Source organism: Nocardia sp. NPDC050799, from assembly GCF_040654015.1.
GTDB lineage: Bacteria > Actinomycetota > Actinomycetes > Mycobacteriales > Mycobacteriaceae > Nocardia.
This window is the reverse complement of sequence record NZ_JBFAHF010000065.1, coordinates 1,728-20,923: the sequence shown is the minus strand read 5'-3', so window position 1 is coordinate 20,923 and position 19,196 is coordinate 1,728. Positions and strand designations below refer to the sequence as shown.

General features: G+C 68.0%; 19 protein-coding genes. 6 read left to right on the top strand and 13 right to left on the bottom strand.

Annotated elements, in window-relative coordinates:
* Positions 1-181: 181 nt before the first annotated feature.
* Together purQ and purS are read right to left on the bottom strand one after the other, a co-directional pair.
* The gene (gene purQ / locus AB0H42_RS34485; RefSeq protein WP_357063790.1) at positions 182-859 is read right to left on the bottom strand and encodes a phosphoribosylformylglycinamidine synthase subunit PurQ; all 678 of its coding nucleotides are present in this window, start codon (positions 857-859) and stop codon (positions 182-184) included.
* Positions 856-1,092 (bottom strand): phosphoribosylformylglycinamidine synthase subunit PurS, encoded by a 237-nt coding sequence (gene purS / locus AB0H42_RS34480; RefSeq protein WP_030522869.1) that lies wholly within the window; start codon positions 1,090-1,092, stop codon positions 856-858. The genes purQ and purS overlap by 4 nt, the downstream gene beginning before the upstream one ends.
* Before the next feature lie 141 nt (positions 1,093-1,233).
* On the opposite strand from purS, the gene AB0H42_RS34475 reads away from it, so the two are divergent.
* The gene (locus AB0H42_RS34475; RefSeq protein ID WP_357063787.1) at positions 1,234-1,878 is read left to right on the top strand and encodes an MBL fold metallo-hydrolase; all 645 of its coding nucleotides are present in this window, start codon (positions 1,234-1,236) and stop codon (positions 1,876-1,878) included.
* Between the two features lie 199 nt (positions 1,879-2,077).
* Here the strand turns inward: AB0H42_RS34475 and AB0H42_RS34470 are convergent, their stop codons facing one another.
* The 8 genes from AB0H42_RS34470 to AB0H42_RS34435 form a co-directional block, all read right to left on the bottom strand.
* Positions 2,078-2,596, bottom strand: coding sequence for a MarR family transcriptional regulator (locus AB0H42_RS34470; RefSeq protein ID WP_357063783.1), 519 nt, complete (start codon positions 2,594-2,596; stop codon positions 2,078-2,080).
* Positions 2,597-2,702: 106 nt separating this feature from the next.
* Positions 2,703-3,404, bottom strand: coding sequence for a DUF2334 domain-containing protein (locus tag AB0H42_RS34465; RefSeq protein WP_357063781.1), 702 nt, complete (start codon positions 3,402-3,404; stop codon positions 2,703-2,705).
* Positions 3,405-3,542: 138 nt separating this feature from the next.
* Positions 3,543-5,708 (bottom strand): S9 family peptidase, encoded by a 2,166-nt coding sequence (locus AB0H42_RS34460; RefSeq protein ID WP_357063778.1) that lies wholly within the window; start codon positions 5,706-5,708, stop codon positions 3,543-3,545.
* Positions 5,709-5,779: 71 nt separating this feature from the next.
* Positions 5,780-6,739, bottom strand: coding sequence for an alpha/beta hydrolase family protein (locus AB0H42_RS34455; protein WP_357063775.1), 960 nt, complete (start codon positions 6,737-6,739; stop codon positions 5,780-5,782).
* Between the two features lie 178 nt (positions 6,740-6,917).
* A complete protein-coding gene (locus AB0H42_RS34450; protein ID WP_357063772.1) occupies positions 6,918-7,346 on the bottom strand; it encodes an HIT family protein in 429 nt (142 codons plus the stop codon).
* 55 nt (positions 7,347-7,401) lie between these two features.
* Positions 7,402-8,829 (bottom strand): adenylosuccinate lyase, encoded by a 1,428-nt coding sequence (gene purB, locus AB0H42_RS34445; RefSeq protein WP_357063769.1) that lies wholly within the window; start codon positions 8,827-8,829, stop codon positions 7,402-7,404.
* Between the two features lie 6 nt (positions 8,830-8,835).
* Positions 8,836-9,474, bottom strand: a complete 639-nt coding sequence (locus AB0H42_RS34440) for a TetR family transcriptional regulator (RefSeq protein ID WP_063125328.1) — start codon at positions 9,472-9,474, stop codon at positions 8,836-8,838.
* Between the two features lie 112 nt (positions 9,475-9,586).
* Complete coding sequence (locus AB0H42_RS34435) at positions 9,587-10,771, bottom strand: pyridoxal phosphate-dependent aminotransferase (RefSeq protein WP_357063766.1); 1,185 nt, start codon at positions 10,769-10,771, stop codon at positions 9,587-9,589.
* A gap of 54 nt (positions 10,772-10,825) precedes the next feature.
* On the opposite strand from AB0H42_RS34435, the gene AB0H42_RS34430 reads away from it, so the two are divergent.
* Together AB0H42_RS34430 and AB0H42_RS34425 are read left to right on the top strand one after the other, a co-directional pair.
* Entirely contained in the window at positions 10,826-12,241 is a 1,416-nt protein-coding gene (locus AB0H42_RS34430; protein ID WP_357063764.1) for a M23 family metallopeptidase, read from the top strand.
* Positions 12,242-12,632: 391 nt separating this feature from the next.
* Positions 12,633-13,145, top strand: a complete 513-nt coding sequence (locus AB0H42_RS34425) for a transglycosylase SLT domain-containing protein (protein WP_357063761.1) — start codon at positions 12,633-12,635, stop codon at positions 13,143-13,145.
* Positions 13,146-13,214: 69 nt separating this feature from the next.
* Here the strand turns inward: AB0H42_RS34425 and purD are convergent, their stop codons facing one another.
* Positions 13,215-14,486: a phosphoribosylamine--glycine ligase gene (gene purD / locus AB0H42_RS34420; RefSeq protein WP_357063757.1), complete on the bottom strand. Its 1,272-nt coding sequence runs from the start codon at positions 14,484-14,486 to the stop codon at positions 13,215-13,217.
* Between the two features lie 187 nt (positions 14,487-14,673).
* On the opposite strand from purD, the gene AB0H42_RS34415 reads away from it, so the two are divergent.
* Complete coding sequence (locus AB0H42_RS34415) at positions 14,674-15,051, top strand: PH domain-containing protein (RefSeq protein WP_357063754.1); 378 nt, start codon at positions 14,674-14,676, stop codon at positions 15,049-15,051.
* Positions 15,052-15,087: 36 nt separating this feature from the next.
* Positions 15,088-15,513, top strand: coding sequence for an HIT family protein (locus AB0H42_RS34410; RefSeq protein WP_357063752.1), 426 nt, complete (start codon positions 15,088-15,090; stop codon positions 15,511-15,513).
* A 1-nt stretch (position 15,514) separates the two neighbouring features.
* On the opposite strand, the gene AB0H42_RS34405 is transcribed toward AB0H42_RS34410, so the two are convergent.
* Together AB0H42_RS34405 and AB0H42_RS34400 are read right to left on the bottom strand one after the other, a co-directional pair.
* Positions 15,515-16,984, bottom strand: coding sequence for a HAMP domain-containing sensor histidine kinase (locus AB0H42_RS34405; protein ID WP_357063749.1), 1,470 nt, complete (start codon positions 16,982-16,984; stop codon positions 15,515-15,517).
* Between the two features lie 50 nt (positions 16,985-17,034).
* Complete coding sequence (locus AB0H42_RS34400; RefSeq protein ID WP_357063746.1) at positions 17,035-17,757, bottom strand: response regulator transcription factor; 723 nt, start codon at positions 17,755-17,757, stop codon at positions 17,035-17,037.
* 587 nt (positions 17,758-18,344) lie between these two features.
* Here AB0H42_RS34400 and AB0H42_RS34395 point away from each other — a divergent pair.
* The coding region (locus tag AB0H42_RS34395; protein ID WP_357063743.1) for an IPT/TIG domain-containing protein at positions 18,345-19,196 on the top strand (852 nt) is incomplete at its 3' end.

The window sequence follows — 19,196 nt, the reverse complement described above, 5'->3', positions numbered from 1 at the left end:
GAAAGCGCATGAGCCGAAGGCTCGAGTCTCGAGGCCGAAACGGCGAGACCAAGGGGGCCTCAACCCCGCGCGCGCCAGCGCGCCAAAAACACAGCGCCTTCACGGACAGGGCCACATCTCGCGCCTCAGCGGTCCGGATCCGCATCCACGGCAAATCGACCGCTCCTGGACGTCCGCCCCCTCAAGAAGCGACGAGCACGTCCAGCACGGACAGGAACAATCCCAGCCCGTCATCACTCGGCCCGGTCAACGCCTCGGTCGCGTGCTCCGGGTGCGGCATGAGCCCCACGACCCGCTTGTTCGCCGACGCGATCCCCGCGATCGAACGCTGCGAACCGTTCGGGTTGTCGCCCGCGTAGCGGAACACCACCCGGCCTTCGCCGTCGAGTTCGTCGAGGACCGACTCGGAGGCCTGGTAGCGACCCTCGCCCGATTTCAGCGGAACCAGGATCTGGGCGCCCGGTTCGTAGCGGGAGGTCCAGGCGGTATCGGTCGTTTCGACGCTCAGCCACTGGTCGCGGCAGATGAAGTGCAGGCCCTCGTTGCGAGTGAGGGCGCCGGGCAGCAGCCCGGCCTCGCACAACACCTGGAAGCCGTTGCAGATACCGAGTACCGGCATACCTTTGCCGGCGGCTTCGACGACCGTCCCCATCACGGGAGCGAACCGGGCGATGGCACCGGCGCGCAGGTAGTCGCCGTAGGAGAAACCGCCGGGAACCACGACCGCGTCGACGCTCTTGAGGTCGGCGTCGCCGTGCCAGAGGTCGACGGCTTCGGCGCCGGCCAGCCGGACCGCGCGCGCGGCGTCGACATCGTCGAGGGTTCCGGGGAAAGTGATGACACCGATGCGGGCGGTCACGGGACGCGCACCACCTTCCAGTCCTCGATCACGGTGTTGGCCAGTAGCGATTCGGCGATCGAGGCGAGTTGGTCGTCGCTGACGTCGTCACCGACCTCGAGTTCGAAGCGTTTGCCCTGCCGGACGTCGGTGACGCCTTCGAATCCCAGACGCGGCAGAGCGCCGGCTATGGCCTGCCCTTGCGGATCCAGGATCTCGGCCTTCGGCATCACCTCGACCACGACACGTGCCACGGGTTGCTCCTCACAAAAAGGGGTGAGCTGCGTCCGGCGCCGACGCCGGGACGCGGATGGGGTTACCTGAGCAGCCTAATTGCCCGGTGGCCGGAAGGTCGCGGCGGGTGACCGAACATATGCGGTACTAGCCTTGCGTGCATGCATGTAGCCCACTTCGGACACTCCTGTGTACTCGTCGAACTGAACGGGAAGAAGATCCTCTTCGATCCCGGCGCGTTCTCCCACGGTTTCGAAGGCCTCACCGGACTGGATGCGATCGCCGTCACCCATCAGCACGCCGACCATATCGATCCGAACCGGATCGACCCGCTGATCGAGGCGAATCCCGGCGCGCGGCTGCTGTCGGATCCGCAGACCGCCGAACTCCGGGGCGGGGCCTGGGAGGCATTGCACGCGGGGAATGTGGTGGAGCTCGACGGGCTGCGGATCACCGGCGGCGGGGGCCGGCATGCGGTGATCCACCCCGAACTGCCGGTGATCGACAACACCGTCTTCCAGCTGGGCACCGCCGCGAACCCGACCCAGTTCGTCCATCCCGGCGATTCGCTCTGGGTTCCCTCCACTCCGGTCGATGTGCTCGCCGTTCCCGCCGCGGCCCCGTGGATGAAGATCAGCGAGGCGGTCGACTACCTGCGGTCGGTGGCGCCCCGGCTGGCCTTCCCGATCCACTACGGGATCATCGCCGAGCAGGCCTGGGGTGTGTATTTCAGCCGGCTCGACGAAATGCGCAAGGCGGATACCGAATTCACGATCCTGCGTCCGGAGCACGACGCCGAGCTCTGAACCCGGCCGACGGCGGCTCAGCGGGTGTAGGTCGACACCCTCCGGTTCGACGGCCCGCTCCGCCTGCGCCACGACCAGTCCCCCGAACTGCCCGACGACGGTGACCACATGCCGTCGATCCGGCGGGCCGGCAGCCCACCGGCGAAGTCGGAGACACCGTAGGCGCCCGCGGAGGCCAGGGCCCGTGTCGCACCCGCCGTCATCCGGACCGGTCCCGTTCGGCCCGGCCCAGCGGGCAGCAGGCACCGGTGGTGCACGCGCGCCGGTCGCAGAGCCGGCACAGCAGGTCGGCATTGCCGATATCGGAGTACAGACCGGTCAGCAGCTTGTCCAGCAGCAGCGCCAGGGTTTCGCGTTCGGCGGCATCGAGCGGGTCGAGCACATGCGCCAAGCCGCCGCCGCGGGCGGCCAGGATATTCGCCGCGGCCTGCCGGCCGCGCTCGGTGAGGCGGACGGCGATCTCGCGGCCCTGTCCGGGCCGGCGCTCCACGAGTTCCCGCCGCAGCAGGGTGTCGATCATGCGCGCCGCCGCCGACTGGCTCGATCCGACCCGGCGGCCCAGTTCGGTGCCGCTCAGTCCGGGCGAGCCGGCCAGCACCACCAGCGCCGCGGCCGCGCTGGTTCCGACGCCGGTGTCATCGGCCACCCGCTCGAGCATCAAGTCGGTGACCGCCAGGGCGGCGGCGCCCAACAGGTTTGCGGTCCGGCTATCATGCATGACTCATGCATAACATGCCGGGTATGGCCGAGTCCACTTTCGTCCGGGACCCGGGCCGGGAAATGGGAACCGCCGCCCCGTTATCGCCGAATGGGGCGGCGGAGTCTCAGGCCGCGCGGACGGCGCGGACGGGCTCCCAGCGGTACACCTCGCTGCGCGCCCCGTGATAGAGCGCGAGATCCACCGCGTCCAGCATCGCCTGCCGCGGCCCCGGAAGGCCCAACTGCGCGGCCGAAACCGCCAGGCGGAGTACACCGCCCCGCCGCGCGGTACGCGCGGCGCCCAGCACCAGCGCGCGGCACCACCAGGGCTCGGCGCGGAATCCCTCCCCGATGCCGTACACCCGCGCCTTCTGCACCGAATTGCGTTCCAGGTCGTGGATACCGGTCAACCCGAGCGAGAGCCGGAAACCGAGCTCGGGCAGCGCCGCGGTGGCACCGGCGGAAACATCCCAGCGGGGCGCGGCGAACAGGCGGGTGCGCAGGCCGACCTGCTCCATGGTCCGGTCGGCGGCGGTCAGCCGCAGCAGCGCCTCGTGTCTGGGCAGTGTCGCGAACTCGGCCCGGCGCCGTTTGGTCGCGGCCTGGTCGTAGCCGTGCAGCACCACGGCGTCCCCGCGACCGCGACGGCCGCGCAACCAGGTCTGGGTGGTGGGGTCGTCGGCGAGCCGGTATCCGCCCTTCAGCCGCGGCGCCACCAGCAGTGACAATCGCACCCCCCGCTGATCCATCTCCTCGGCGAAGCCGATCGCCGCGTCCCGGGTGGCTTCCCGGACGCCCGACACCGAAACGAGCAGCTCAGCGTTCATGTACCGACAATGACAGCCGCAGGTGTCCGTGGCGTGCAGTGCTGATGACCTGCGCATGCAGGTCCGGTGACCGGCCCGTGGAGCGGAAATGGCCGGGCGGCGAACAGGGGGACACCATCCGGTCGCCGCCCGGCGGGCCTACTTCTCTCCGAGACCGACGGTGTCCAGCACCCAGGCGTACTCGAAGGCGACCTCGCGCCATTTCTCGTACCGACCGCTGACCCCGCCGTGCCCGGCACTCATCTCCGTTTTGAGCAGCAGGGGCGAAGCACCGGTCTTGGTGGCGCGCAGTTTCGCGACCCATTTCGCCGGTTCCACATACAGCACCCGGGTGTCGTTGATGCTGGTGATCGCGAGGATGGCCGGATAGTCCCTGGCCGCGACGTTCTCGTAGGGCGAATACGACTTCATGTACTCGTAGACATCCTTGTCCGCCAGCGGATTTCCCCACTCGTCCCATTCGATCACCGTCAACGGCAACGAGGGATCGAGAATCGAGGTGAGCGGGTCGACGAACGGCACATTGGCCAGTACCCCGGCGAACAGTTCCGGCGCGATATTGGCGACCGCGCCCACCAGCAACCCGCCCGCGCTGCCACCGTCGGCGATCAGCCGATCCGGCGCGGTAATGCCGTTGTCGACGAGATGCTGTGCGCAGGAGACGAAATCGGTGAAGGTGTTCTTCTTGGTGAGTGTTTTGCCGTTCTCGTACCAGAGCCGGCCCATCTCACCGCCGCCGCGCACATGCGCGATCGCGAAGACCATGCCGCGATCGAGCAGCGACAGCCGCGACACCGAGAAACCCGGATCAATGCTCGCCTCGTAGGAGCCGTAGCCGTAGAGCAGCAACGGTTTCGGACCGGTGGCACGGTCGGTATCGCGCCGGGCGACGATCGAGATCGGGATTCGGGTGCCGTCCGCGGCCACCGCCCAATCCCGATGCTGCACATAATCGTTCGCGTCGTAACCGCCGAGTACCGGCTGCTCCTTACGCAGCAGCAGCGCACCGGTCTCCACCACATAGTCGAAGACCTGGGTGGGCGTGATGAACGAGGTGAGCCCGAGCCGCAACGTGGGCTGGTCCCATTCCGGGCAGGAACCGAGCCCGGCACTGTAGAGCTCCAGCTCGAATTCCAGCTCGCGCAGTTCGCCGTAGCCGTCCGCGGTCAGCGGCCACACCGCCACCCGGGGCAGCGCCTCGCGGCGATAGCTGAGCACCAGCTGCCCGGAGAAGGCGTCGATATCCTCGAGCCGCACATCGTCGCGGTGCCCGATGAGGGTGCGCAGCCGGGACGGGTCGTCGACCGGAGCCTCGGCCAGGACGAAATTCTCCGCCTTCACCCCGTCCACGACATCGTTGTGCAGGATCAGGAACCGGTCCTCGCCCGCCACCACCGCGTGCTCCGCCGAATACTCGACCCCGGCACGCCGGGGCAGCAGCACCCGGAACTCACCGGTCGGATCATCCGATTCCAGCACCCGGCCCTCGGTGGTGATCTTGGACCCCACCCAGATCATCAGATACTTCTCCGACCGGGTGGCGCCGACACTCACCCAGTAGCGCTCGTCCGGCTCGTGGAACACCCGCACATCCACGGCGGATGTGTCGCCGAGCCGGTGCCGCCACACGGTATCGGGCCGCCAGGATTCATCGACGGTCTGGTAGAAGACGTGGCTGCCGTCCAGCGACCAGGTGGCCCCGGGTGCGGTCCGCGGGATCTCGTCGCCGAGCAGTTCCCCGGTCCGCAGATCCATGAATCGCAAGGTGTAGCGCTCGTCACCGGCGGTGTCCACCGAGAACGCCAGCAGATTCCCGTCGTGGCTCACCGAGAACGCGCCGAGGGCGAAGAAATCGTGCCCTTCGGCCAGCACATTGCTGTCCAGCAGGACCTGTTCGCCGGGAATCTCGGTCCCGGCCTCGAGCTGCGGCGGCGTCCAGGCGTCGATCCCGGCGGCGTTCGCGTCGATCGGGCACCGGCAGTGCACGCCGTACTGTTTGCCCTCGTAGCTGCGCGAGTAGTACCAGTACTCACCGAGCCTGGTCGGCACCGACAGATCGGTTTCCTGGGTGCGGTTCTTGATCTCGTCGAAGATCTTCTCGCGCAGCGGTGCGAGATGCGCCGTCCGGGCCTCCGTATAGGCGTTCTCGGCCTCGAGGTGGGCGATGACCTCCGGGTCTTCCTTGTCCCGCAGCCATTCGTATTCGTCGACGAACCGGTCGCCGTGGTGTACCCGCTCGAACGGAACCGTCTTCGCCGTGGGCGCGACCGCCGCGTCGGTTACCGGACTACCACTGTCAGCCATGGCCACCACCGTAGCGGCCCGCATTCGGCCGCCGTCGGAGACCGCATCCGGCGGGTGACCCCGCCGAAGGATCAGGCGCCGATCGCGGGGCCGATGGTCGGCCAGGACGCCTTCAGCTGGTCGTTCCAGTACGACCACGAATGCGTGCCGACCGGGCTGTAGTCGACCCGCAGCGGCAGCCCCGCCGCCCGCGCCTTGTGTTCGAACGAGATCACACAGGCGTCGACCGCGAATTCGATCGGCCCGCCGAGAAAGATGTTCTCCGGCAGCTGCGGTTTCAGCTCCAGTTCGTGCGGCCCGGGCAGGCCGGTACCGGTCGACAGGAACAGCGTTTTACCGCGCAACCGGTCCAGCATGAGCGCCGGATCATGGGCCGCCCAGTCCGGGCTGCCCCCGGGTCCCCACATATTGTTCGGGTTGCCGCCCCTGGTCATGATGGAGAACTGCACCGCGCCGGCCGCCATCGCGGTATCCGGGCAGGCACTGTACCCGGCAACCGCGGTGTAGAGCTGCGGATGCCGGGCCGCGAGGATATAGGCGGCGTGCCCGCCCATGGACAGCCCACCGATCGCGTTCTGCCCGTCACCGGCGAAGTTGCCGTCGATGATCGGCGGCAGTTCCCGGGTCAGGAATGTCTCCCACCGGTAGCGGCCCAGGACCGGATCGTCGCGCTGCCAGTCGGTGAAATAGCTGGCCTTGCCGCCGACCGGGAGGACGACATTGACGTTCTTGCCGAGGAAGAAACGTTCCGCCTCGGTGGCATTGGTCCAGGTGCTCTGGCCGACGCCCGGATCGAGCCCGTCCAGCAGGTAGTAGGTGGGCCGGCTACCACCCCCGGCCGGATGCAGCACCTGTACCTGCACGACCTGATTCATGGCGGGCGAAGAGATGAAGACCGCCGAACGCGTCGGGCCGAGTTCATCGATCCGTACGATTTCGGCCGCGGCGGCCGGAGCGGGTCGGAGTACCGGGAGCCCGGCAGCCGAACCGATCACCGCCAGCATCAGTACAGCTATCCGAAGATATCGCACGATCGCACCTCCCTAGCCCACCCCGGAAACTAGCTCATGCCCATGCTCGCCATTTCGCCCGACGACAGCGCACTGTCAGCATATTCACAGCAAACATACCGACTACAGTCGACAAAAGATCTTACGTGTCCGTATCGATACGATCCGCAAAACCACTCCCCGAGTAGGGAACCCTCGCTCACCGTCCCCGCTGAAGCGCGCCCCGGATGGAACCGGCCAGATAGTCCAGATCAGCCCGCGGCGGCGTCCGCGGCCGCCCCCGCAAACCGAATCCGTCCCCCGGGGTCCGGGGAATGACGTGCAGATGGACGTGGAACACTTCCTGTCCCGCGGTCACCCCGTCGGCCAGAAAGAAATTCACCCCGTCACAGGCCACCTCACTGTCCCGCAACGCCGCCGCCAGCCGCTGCCCCACCTGGAACAATTTCCCACCGAGCACCGGGTCGAGCTCGGCGAGCTCCCGCGCCGGTTTCTTCGGCACCACCAGCAGATGCCCCGGCGTCATCGGTCGAATATCCATGAACGCGAGCACATCCTCGTCCTCGTACACCCGGCTCGCCGGCGCCCGCCCGGCAACGATGTCGGAGAAAATCGAATAGGGATCCATACGCGTGATTATCTGCGCCCGGCCCGAGAACAACACGAGGCCCCGGCACCGAAAATCAGAGGATCGGCGACGGCGTATACCGGGCAGCGTCCGGGTAAGCCGAGGTCAGCTTGCCCACCTGTGCTACCACCTCCGCCACCTGAGTGTCGGCCGCTCCGATGAACGCCGACTTCTCCGCCAGCGCGGCATCCAGGGCAGCTCGGTCCAACGGCAACCGGTCGTCGGCGGCCAGCCGGTCCAGCAGGTCGGGTTCGCGGCCCTGCTCCCGCATCGCCAGCGCCACCGCCACCGCATGCTCCTTGATCACCTCGTGCGCGGCTTCCCGGCCGACCCCGGCCCGGACCGCGGCCATGAGGATGCGTGTGGTGGCGAGGAACGGGAGGTAGCGATCCAGTTCGCGGGCGATCACCGCCGGGTAGGCGCCGAATTCGGCCAGCACGGTCAGGAAGGTCTCCATCATGCCGTCGATCGCGAAGAACGCGTCCGGCAGCGCGACCCGGCGGACCACCGAGCAGAAGACATCGCCTTCGTTCCACTGCGCGCCGGCCAGTTCGGCGGCCATCGAACCGTATCCGCGCAGCACCACCTGCAGGCCGTTGACCCGTTCACACGAGCGGGTGTTCATCTTGTGCGGCATGGCCGAGCTGCCGACCTGGCCCGGCTGGAAACCCTCGGTCACCAGTTCGTGGCCGGCCATCAGCCGGATGGTGTGGGCCAGCGAGGACTGGGCGGCACCGATCTGCACCAGCGCGGACAGCACATCGTGGTCCAGGGAACGCGGGTAGACCTGCCCGACGCTGGTCAGCACGCTGGTGAAGCCGAGGTGCCGGGAGACCTGCTGTTCGAGCGCGGTCAGTTTCGCGGCGTCACCGCCGAGCAGATCCAGCATGTCCTGCGCGGTGCCCATCGGGCCCTTGATCCCGCGCAGCGGATAGCGGTCGACGAGTTCACGCAGCCGGGTGAGCCCGATGAGCAGTTCGTCGGCGGCCGAGGCGAAACGTTTACCCAGTGTGGTGGCCTGCGCGGCGACATTGTGCGAGCGCCCGGCCATCACCAGCGTCTGGTATTCGGCGGCCCGTTCGGCGAGCCGGGCGGCCACCGCGACACCGTGGGAGTGGATATGTTCCAGCGACAACCGGATCTGTAACTGTTCCACGTTCTCGGTGAGATCGCGGCTGGTCAGCCCCTTGTGCACATGCTCGTGCCCGGCGAGGGCGTTGAACTCCTCGATCCGGGCCTTCACGTCGTGGCGGGTCACCCGTTCCCGTTCGGCGATGGTGGCCAAGTCGACCTGTTCGACGACCCGCTCGTAGTCCTCGACCACCCCGGGTGGTACGTCGATACCGAGTTCGGCCTGGGCACGCAGCACCTCCAGCCACAGCCGCCGCTCGAGCACGATCTTCTGCTCGGGAGACCACAGATGCACCAGCTGCGGACTGGCGTAGCGGGTGGCGAGGACGTTGGGGATCAGGTCTGAGGTCACGTCCGGTCAGTCTAATGACCGGTAGCGGTCGATCGGCTGGTGCGTCGCCGGAGCCACGATATCGATGACCTCCAGCAGCGCGCCGCGGGCCGGCCGGCGGGGTTGCGGGTCGGATTCGCTGAGGGCGGCGACCACCGCGCCGTCGACCACCGCGACCAGCCTGCGCAGTTGTTCGGGCCGCACCACCCGGTCGGATCGGCGCAGCACATCGGAGAGCAGCTCGTCCAGCTGCCCGCGTAGTCGGAGCTGGACCTCGCGCAACTCGGGGTGCCGGGCCGAGGCGACGGTGCGTTCGTAGCGGGCGATCAATCGCCCGCGCGCGCCCTCGTCGACGCCTTCGGGACCGATCAGCAGGTCGAGCACCAGGTCGACGGTCGCCTCCGCACCGCGGCGGCGGTGGGTCACCTCGCCGATCCGCCGCCGCATGGCCTCGAGTTCGGCATTGCCGCTGAACTCGACGGCCCGCGCGATCAGATCCTCGAGCGATTCGAAGTAATAGGTCGTGGAGGCCAGCGGCAGTTCGGCGCGGGTCGCGACCGAGCGATGCCGCACCGCGTCGAAACCGCCTTCGAGCAGTAACTCGGCCGCGGCAGCCACCAGCGCCTGGCGACGCCGTTCACCCTTCGGAGTCGTCGCGGTTATCACCGTGCCATCGTGCCAGTCGTCATCAATACATCCGTGCGAAATCAGGGAAAGGGGAAAGAACCATCGATGTTTCTACCGCATCCACGCGGTGATGTTGTCGTACTGTGGAAAATCATTGCCGTGCACGATGTCGGCCTGTGCTCTGCCGCAAGTAGTCCCGGAGCCGGGTGAGCGCCGCTTCGATCTCCGCCGTCGCTCCGGCGAAGGAGAGGCGGATGGTGCGATGCCCGTTGACGGTGTCGAAATCCAGGCCCGGCGCCAGCGCCACCCCGGTGTGGGCCAGTACATCCGCGCACCAGGCCATGGAATCGTCGGTGAGGTGGCCGATATCGGCGTAGGCGTAGAAGGCGCCGTCGGCGGGCGCGAGGTCGGTGATACCGAGCCCGGCCAATCCTTCCAACAGGATGGCGCGGTTGATCGCATACCGGTGCACATGGGCGTCGAGTTCGGTCCGCGCTTCGTCACCGAACGCGTGCAATGCCGCGTACTGCGAGATCGCGGGCGGGCAGACGGTCATATTGGATGCCAGCCGCTGTAGCGCCGGGCGCAGTGCGGGCGGTGCCAGCATCCAGCCCAGCCGCCAGCCGGTCATCGAGAAATACTTCGACACCGATCCGATGACCACTCCCGCGCGGGAGGTCTCCCAGGCCGAGGTGGTCCGCTCACCGCCGTAGGTGATGCCGTGGTAGATCTCGTCGGAGATCAGCAGCGTGCCGTGGGTTTCGCACCAGCGGGCCAGCGCCGCGAGTTCGTCCGGTTCGATCATGGTGCCGGTCGGATTGGCGGGACTGGCCACGATCAGGCCCTGCGGCGGTTCCGGAAGTTCTTCGAGCATGGCCACTGTCGGCTGGAACCTGGTCTCGGCGCGACAGTCCAGTTCGACCACCCGGCAGCCGAGCGCGGCCAGCGTATTGCGGTAGGCCGGGTAGCCGGGGCGCGCGACCACCACGGTGTCACCGGGATCGAACGCGGCCAGGAAGATGAGGGTGAACGCGCCGGAGGAACCGGTGGTGACCACGACGTCGTCGGGATCCACCGGATAACCGTAGGTCCGGTGATGGTGCCCGGCGATCGTCCGGCGTAGCGGCAGCATGCCGAAAGTTTCGGTGTAACCGAACAATTCGGCATCGACGGCGGTCTTCGTGGCACGTAGCACCGGAGCCGGTGCCGGTGTCGAGGGCTGCCCGGCCGCGAGACTCAGTACGTCGCCGTGCGTTCGGGCGCGTTCGGCGGCGGCTTTCCAGACATCCATCACGTAGAAAGGTGGGATGGTCGAGCGCCGAGATTCAGTGGACACCCGACCGACGGTAGAACACCGCTTCGAGCGGTTCGACAGCTATGGTCTGCTCTGATGGTCGACAAGGCCGGCGGGCGGGCCGACGGTCCGCCAACACAGAACCCCGACTCCACCGCGTCCGGTCGCGGGATCGGGGCCCTGGGCCGACGCTGGAACCGGGCCGTGCACCCGCTTTCCGAAACGGTTCACCGGGACACGCCCCCGGGCGCGGCGGGTGCGACGACCGAACCGGCCGGCCACGAGCCCGCCACCCATTCCGGCCGGAAACCGCATGCCCGGCACGGCTCGGAGCAGGAATCCGCCGAGCACGACCCCGGCGCGGTCGGCACCGAATCGGGAACCGTGGATCCGGGCCCCGGCGACACAACAGAAACCACAGGTCCGGGCCCCCGCGACACACCGGAAACCACAGATCTCGCACTCGGCGCCGGCGCGCCCGCACTCGGCACCGCCGACGAGACGGCAACCGCCACCGAGGAGCGGTCCATCTCCCTGGACCGTGCGGCCGCGACCGGCGGCGGTCTCGTCATCGCTCCCGGCTGGCGGGAGCGGGCCGCGGCGCAGGCCCGGACGCCGGGGCCCCGGGCGGTCGCGGCCCGCCGGTGGCTGCGGCGATCCGCCGTGGATCTCTGGTCCCGCCGCCCCACCCGGGCCGAACTCGCCGACCTCGTCGCGCGCCGGCCGTCCGCCGAGGAGATCGCCGCCGCGGCCCGGCGCCACCACGTACTCATCGGTGTACTGCTGCTCGCCCTGCTCTTGGCGGCGGGCGACGGATCCGCGGGTATCGCGGTCACCGACCGGAGCCCGGTCCCGGGATTCGCCTATCGCGTGGCCCTGGCCCATCCGCTGCGACTGTCCGCACCGGTGCCGTCGGTACGCCGCTATCTCGATGCCATCGACAACGGGGAACGCCTGCGTGAACAGGCGGTGGTCGCCGCGGCCGCCCGGGCCACCCTGGACCGCGCCAAGGCCGAAGCCGCAGCCGCGGTCGCCGGCCAGGAGCAGCCCTGGATAAACACCGCGCCCGCGCCCGGCGGCCTCGGGGGCGGGTTGATCCCGCCCGGCGCCGTGCCGCCCGGCGCCGGTGGTTACGTCCTGCCCGCGCCGGGCACCTTCACCTCCGGATTCGGCAGCCGGTGGGGCACCTTCCATCGCGGTATCGATATCGCCGGCCCGATCGGCACCCCGATCTATGCCGTAGCGAGCGGCACCGTGATCGATGCCGGTCCCGCCGCCGGTTTCGGCCTGTGGGTGCGGATTCGGCACGACGACGGCGCGATCTCGGTCTACGGCCATATGTACGACTTCTTCGTCTCGGTCGGGGAACGGGTCCCGGCCGGTATGCAGATCGCGCGAATGGGCAACCGCGGTGATTCCACCGGACCGCATCTACATTTCGAGATCATCTTGGATGGTCAGCATGTCGATCCGCAGCGCTGGCTCGCACTGCACGGCCTCTCGTACAGCTGACACTAATTGATCATGGCAAATACTCGGAATTCGAAAGATCAACGGATCAATCACGACCGACCGAGCGGCTTACACCCATGTAACTCCAGGTAGATCGATTTTTCTCAGCAGAATAAAACCTTGGGTTATTTTATCGTTCACCTTTCGTTAATATTCCGCAACCAATCTGTGATTTGCCAGATAACGAACCGCAAGTTCGTTTGCCGCACGGTTATCAGTTCGTCCGAACATTCCGATGCGAAGGCTCGCCCCGGCGGCGCAGTGCGCCGTCCGGCCGCGGAAAACTGAATCCCCCTTCCGCAACACAAGTAATCAAGAAACAGCGCAACGACGGCGCCGGCGGCCATGGCCCCACGGCGGCGGATACCGGCGCGCTGGAGGAGCCGTTCCCATGCGTTTACGAAACCTGTTACTGCTCGTCGCCGTTGCCGCTGCCGTCGTGGTTCCCACCCAGGCCCACGCCGACGCGCCCATTACCGGTGTGCCCGCAGTACTACAGGCCCCGGCCCAGCAGGCCCAGCAGCAGATCCTCCACTGGCAGCAGCAGCTGCCGCAGCCGGAAGCGTTCGGCACGCCGGCCTACACCAACGACCTGGACGGGTGGATCCGCAACGCACTGCACGTCCTCGGCCGGCACGGTATTCCGGCCAGCTACGACGGCATCCACCGCAATGCGATGCGCGAGTCCAGCGGTAACCCCCAGGCGATCAACCTATCGGACTCCAATGCCGCCGCGGGCACCCCGTCGAAGGGGCTCATGCAGGTCATCGATCCCACCTTCGCCGCCTACCATGTGGACGGCACCTCATGGGATATCTACGACCCGGTCGCCAATATCGCCGCGGCCTGCAACTACGCCGCCCACCGCTACGGCTCCATCGACAACGTCTTCGGGGCCTACTGACCGGTCGGCCGGGAGGCCGGCCCCGGTGCGGGCGAGCGCACGCCGCGGCGCCGCCCGCACCATCGGGTCTCAGAGAGCGATACGGTCCTCGACAGCGGCCAGTCCGATATCGGAGCGGTAGTGGCTACCGGTCAGCTTGATACCGGCTATACGGTCGTAGGCGGCCTCCCGCGCCGCCGCCAGATCGACTCCGGTGCCGACGATACTGAGCACGCGGCCACCCGCGGAGACCAGCGCGCCGTCCGCACGCTGCGCCGTCCCGGCATGCAGCACCGTCGCCGCGTCGTCGGTCGCCGCGTCCCCGGCACCGCTGATCACATCGCCGGACCGCGGCCGGGCCGGATAGTTCTCCGCGGCCAGCACGACGGTGATCGCGGCGCCGTCGCGCCAGCGCGGCGCGGACGTCTCGGCCAGCGTGCCGGTCGCGGTGGCGTACAGAAGTTCGCCGAGCGGGCTGTCCAGCAGGGCGAGCACCGCCTGGGTCTCCGGATCACCGAACCGGCAGTTGAACTCCACCACCGCAGGCCCGGCTGCCCCCATCGCCAGCCCCGCGTACAGCAGCCCGCTGAAAGCGGCTCCGCGCCGGACCAATTCGGCGGCCACCGGAGCCACCACCTCGTCGACGATCCGCTCGACCGTCCCGTCGGGCAGCCACGGCAGCGGCGTGTAGGCGCCCATTCCGCCGGTATTGGGCCCGGTATCGCCGTCACCCACCCGCTTGTGATCCTGCGCGGGCAGCAGCGGCACCACCGTCTCCCCGTCGACCAGGCAGAACAGCGAAACCTCCGGGCCGTCCAGGAACGATTCCAGCAGCACCGGATGCCCCAGCTCGAGCAGTTCGGCGGCATGTCCGCGGGCCACCAACCGGTCGGGTGTGACCACCACACCCTTACCCGCCGCGAGCCCGTCGTCCTTGACCACCCAGGTCGGGCCGAAACGGTCCAGCGCCGCATCCAATTCGGCGGGCGAGTCCACCACCTCGCTGTGCGCAGTAGGCACCCCGGCCGCCGTCATCACATCCTTGGCGAACGCCTTCGATCCCTCGATCCGGGCCGCCGCGGCCGACGGGCCGAAACAGGCGATCCCGGCCGCGCGCACCGCGTCGGCCACGCCCAGGACCAGCGGCACCTCCGGGCCGATCACCACCAGATCCGCGGCCACCTCCCGGGCCAGCGCGGCCACCGATTCCGCGGAACTCGGGTCCACCGGCCGCACCTGCGCGTGCTGGGCGATACCGGCATTACCGGGCGCGGCGACGATCGCGCTCACCGCCGGATCACGGCGCAGCGCAAGGACGAGGGCGTGTTCACGGGCTCCGGAACCGATGACGAGTACTCGCACCCGGACAGCTTATAGGTGCCGTATCGATGCCCGGCGGGGCAGGCTCACCGCCGGTCCCCGCCCGGTACCAGCGACTTCACCCGGCCGGAGGCCGGGTGTGGATGATGGAGGAAACGCCCTGAACGGGTGGACAACCCGCGTGCCGGGGCCCAGCGATCCCGGTGCGCGCATACGGGAGGACGTGCGCATGGGTCTGATGGACGGAATCATGGGGAATGCCGGACAGGTGGAGCCGGCCCGGGCCCAGCAGGAATACCAACGGCTACTCGGCAACGGCGAACAGGTCTACTCCGCCTACATCCTGGTCCGCGACGCCATGCTTTTCACCAACCGGCGGCTGATCCTCATCGACAAACAGGGACTGTCCGGCCGGAAGGTGAGTTACCACAGCATCCCCTACCGCTCGATCACCCATTTCGCGGTGGAAACAGCGGGCACCTTCGATCTCGACGCGGAGCTGCTGTTGTGGATCTCGGGCACCGACACGCCGCTGCAGAAGAAGTTCAACCGCCAGGTCGACATCTACGAGGTGCAGGGAATTCTGTCGCACTTCGTCGGAGCGTAAGTGTGTACTTCGGCGCGGCAACACTAGTCTCGCCCCATGGCATCTGTTTTCAGTGCGATCATCGCCGGTGACCTGCCGGGCCGGTTCGTGTGGGAGGACGACGAATTCGTCGGTTTCCTCACCATCGCGCCGGTGACGCCGGGACACACCCTGGTGGTGCCCCGCAAAGAGATCGATCAGTGGCAGGACATCGAACCCGAGGTCTTCGCGCGCCTGAACGGGGTCGCGCAGAAAATCGGCCAGGCCGTGCGCGCGGCCTGGGACGCGCCGCGGGCGGGTCTGCTGATCGCGGGACTCGAGGTCCCGCATCTGCATGTACACGTGTTCCCGGCGTTCACCATGGGGAATTTCGATATCTCCGGTGCCGATCCGAACCCGGAGCCGGAGTCCCTCGACGACGCGCAGGCACGGATCAAGCAGGCGCTGCGTGAACTCGGCCACGGCGCGAACGTTCCCGCCTGAGTCAGGTCCGGTTCCCGCTGTCGTCCGCGGCGGCGGGACCGGCCGGCTCCGGCCGGTTGCGCGGTAGCCGGACCGTGAAGGTGGTGCCCACCCCGTATTCGCTGTGGACTTCCACGGTGCCGCCGTGCGCGGCGACCAGTGCCTGCACGATCGACAGGCCCAGCCCGGCTCCACCGCTGCCCCGGCTGCGCGAATCGTCGGCCCGATAGAACCGCTCGAAAACCCGCGCGGCCTGGTCCGGTGACATCCCCGGTCCGGTATCGGCCACCGCGAGACGCACCTCGTCCCGGTCGGGTGTCAGCCGGACGGTCACCACCGCCTCGGGTGGCGTGTGCACGAGCGCGTTGTTCAGCAGGTTCGCCAGTACCTGCCGCAGCCGAGCCGCGTCGCCCGGTACCTCCGCAGTACCGGAACCGGGCCGTACTTCGAAACGGATCGTGTGCTCCGGGTCGTGGCGGCCCTGCGCGGTCGCGACCGCGCGCGCGCTGTGCACGGCGTCGCTGGTCAAGGTCAGCAGGTCGACCGGGGCGTGTTCCACCGGACGCTCGGCGTCGAGCCGGGCCAGCATCAGCAGATCCTCGACCAGCAGGCCCATCCGTTTCGACTCGCGTTCGATCCGGTCGAGCAGCATATCGGTATCCCCGGTGGCACCCTGCCGGTACAGCTCGGCGAAACCCTTGATCGTGGTCAGCGGCGTCCGCAACTCGTGGCTGGCGTCGGCGACGAAACGGCGCATCTTCTCCTCGGACCGCCGCGCTGCCTCCTCCGAGGCCTCGGTCGCGGCGAATCCACGCTGGATCTGGGCCAGCATCGAGTTCAACGATTGCGCCAGCCGATCGACCTCGGTGTTGGTCCCGCGCATCGGCACCCGCCGGTGCAGATCCCCCGCCGCGATATCGGCGGCGGTCTCCTCCACCTGCACCAGCCGGCGCAGACTGCGTCTGATGACGAAGTAGGCGGCCACCGCCAGCATCGCGAGTACCAGGGCCCCGATCACCACCTGCAGCACCACCAGCCGCTCGACGATCTCCTCGGTCTCGTCCAGTCGCTGCGCCACCACACTGGTACCTCGGGCGTTCACCGTGTACCGGACCCGCCACTGCCCGGAATCGCCGTCGGCCGATCCGGTGCTGAAGGTCCCCGGACGCATGTCCTGCGGCAGTTCCGGCGCGCCGTTGCCCACATCGGACTGCAGATACAACTTGCCCGAGTCGTCCTCGACCCGCGCGTAGTACGGCACGGGCGGCCGCTCCCGCCCCGGCTCCCCCGGCAGCGGTAACGGTGGCCGGCTACCGGGCCGCGCCCAGGTCTGCGCCTGCTCCTGCAGCTGTTGATCCACCCGCTCGATCAACGCGGCACGCAACGCCGAGGTCACCGCCACCCCGGAGGCCAGCAGCCCCGCGGCGGCCAGCGCGACCAGCGCCAGCACCAGCGTCACCCGCAGCGGGACGGCCGCGAGACGACCGGTCATCCCCCGCCGGGCCGGAGGGGATGCCGAGGCGACCGGCGCGGTCTCGGCCGTCACGACCGGCCGGCGGATTCACGCATCACATACCCGACCCCGCGCAAGGTGTGGATCAGCCGCTGCGGACCGGTATCGACCTTCTTGCGCAGATACGACACATAGGTCTCCACCACCCCGACCTCCCCGCCGAAGTCGTAACGCCACACATGGTCCAGAATCCGTGGCTTGCTGAGCACCGTCCCCGCGTTCACCATGAAATACCGCAGCAGCGTGAACTCGGTCGGTGACAACGCCACCGGCTCTCCGGCCTTCAACACCTCGTGTGTATCGTCGTCCAACTCGATATCGGCGAACCGGATACGCGACTGCTCCCGCGCCGGCGCGGTGGCCCCGGCCCGGCGCAGGATCACCCGCAACCGCGCGACGACCTCCTCCAAACTGAACGGCTTGGTGACATAGTCGTCGGCGCCCAGCGTCAGCCCGGTCACCTTGTCCTGGATATCGTCGCGGGCGGTCAGGAACAACACCGGCGCATCGATACCGTCGGCCCGCAACCGCCGCAGCAGCCCGAACCCGTCCATCCCCGGCATCATCACATCGACGATCAACGCATCGGGCCGGAAGCCGCGCGCCACATCCAGCGCCTGCGCCCCATCAGCGGCGGACGCCACCTCGAACCCCTGGAACCGCAAACTCACGGTCAGCAGTTCCACGATCATCGCCTCGTCGTCGACGACCAGCACCCGCGCCTCAGGTACTCCGCCCTGCGCCCCACTCATGCCACCCATACTGACCCACCGCGCTGGCATCCCCCTGCGCACTCGCTGTGAACAAGCTGTGTTGGATTGCGGCGCCTCCGGCGCCGCGGGGGTCGAGGCCCCCTCGGTCCCGCCGTTCAGGCCTCGAGACTCGAGCCTTCGGCTCATGCGATGTGCGGTGGGCCGTCCATAGAGTGTGACCATTGAGCACCGTCGGCAAAGGGCGGGACGGGCCTCGAACCTTTCAGGGCCTCGTAAGACTCGGCACCGAGCGGGTGCTGCTATTCGTGGAAGCGATCAGATGCCAGGCCGGCGGGGTGGTCGAGTCAACATGTCGCGCGTCAGACTTTGTGGCAGCAAAGCCCAAGCACCCTAGCTGGACGGCAGCGCCCATCGAAGCAATACCCGAGGTCAAGACCAATTTTCAGCTTTCTTGTAGCTACCGCCCGAACCCGAAACGGACAGAGACCGGACAAAAACGGACCGGGAATTCATTGCCAAAGTGCTGCCACCGGAGGACTACTGGGTATAGGCGGCGCAACAAAAGACCGAACCCTGTGCTGCTGCGGGAGAACCCTTTTCACATTTACTGATCAGAAAGCAATACAATGGCACCTGTCATCACCTCGCTGACACCCTCTTTCGGCCCACCGGCGGGTTTCAACTCTGTAGTCATCACCGGCTCCGGATTCAGCAATGTCGGTCCCTTGACCGTCCGGTTCGGCGACAAGGCAACGACATTCACCATCGACTCCGATACCCAGATCACCGCCATCGTCCCGCCCGGCACCGGCACGGTGAACGTCACCGTACAAGCACTGCTGGACGGCACGAGCAACCCGATGCCCTACACCTATGGTCCGGCTCCAGTTCCTACCTTGACCAGCATCACTCCGACGTCGGGGTCAGCGGCCGGCGGGACGACGGTCGTGCTCACCGGGACCAACTTCACCGGAGCCACCGCGGTGAGTTTCGGTGGGACACCGGCAACCTCGTTCACGGTCAACTCCTCGACACAGATCACCGCGGTGACCCCTGCCCATGCAGCTGGGCCCGTATCGGTCACCGTCACCACACCGTTCGGAACCAGCAACGGTGTGGCGTTCACCTATATCGCGGTGCCCACCCTCACCGGCGTCACCCCGAACTCGGGACCGCCCAGCGGCGGGACAGTGGTGGTACTCACCGGCACAGGCCTGACCGGAACCACCGCTGTGAGTTTCGGTGGGACACCGGCGACCCTGTTCACCGTCAACTCCGACACCCAGATCACCGTCCTCACCCCAGCTCATGCCGCTGGAACGGTGCTCGTCACCGTTACCACCCCGGGTGGAACCAGCAACGGTGTCGCGTTCACCTATATCCCGGTGCCCACCCTCACCGGCGTCACCCCGAACTCGGGACCGCCCAGCGGCGGGACAGTGGTGGTACTCACCGGCACAGGCCTGACCGGAACCACC

Bases quoted from the DNA above. Each gene is read 5' to 3' on its own strand.
- AB0H42_RS34475 (WP_357063787.1), top strand. From the start codon at position 1,234: ATGCATGTAGCCCACTTCGGACACTCCTGTGTACTCGTCGAACTGAAC.
- AB0H42_RS34470 (WP_357063783.1), bottom strand. From the start codon at position 2,596: ATGCATGATAGCCGGACCGCAAACCTGTTGGGCGCCGCCGCCCTGGCG.
- AB0H42_RS34465 (WP_357063781.1), bottom strand. From the start codon at position 3,404: ATGAACGCTGAGCTGCTCGTTTCGGTGTCGGGCGTCCGGGAAGCCACC.
- AB0H42_RS34460 (WP_357063778.1), bottom strand. From the start codon at position 5,708: ATGGCTGACAGTGGTAGTCCGGTAACCGACGCGGCGGTCGCGCCCACG.
- AB0H42_RS34450 (WP_357063772.1), bottom strand. From the start codon at position 7,346: ATGGATCCCTATTCGATTTTCTCCGACATCGTTGCCGGGCGGGCGCCG.
- AB0H42_RS34430 (WP_357063764.1), top strand. From the start codon at position 10,826: ATGGTCGACAAGGCCGGCGGGCGGGCCGACGGTCCGCCAACACAGAAC.
- AB0H42_RS34425 (WP_357063761.1), top strand. From the start codon at position 12,633: ATGCGTTTACGAAACCTGTTACTGCTCGTCGCCGTTGCCGCTGCCGTC.
- AB0H42_RS34415 (WP_357063754.1), top strand. From the start codon at position 14,674: ATGGGTCTGATGGACGGAATCATGGGGAATGCCGGACAGGTGGAGCCG.
- AB0H42_RS34410 (WP_357063752.1), top strand. From the start codon at position 15,088: ATGGCATCTGTTTTCAGTGCGATCATCGCCGGTGACCTGCCGGGCCGG.
- AB0H42_RS34405 (WP_357063749.1), bottom strand. From the start codon at position 16,984: ATGACCGGTCGTCTCGCGGCCGTCCCGCTGCGGGTGACGCTGGTGCTG.
- AB0H42_RS34400 (WP_357063746.1), bottom strand. From the start codon at position 17,757: ATGAGTGGGGCGCAGGGCGGAGTACCTGAGGCGCGGGTGCTGGTCGTC.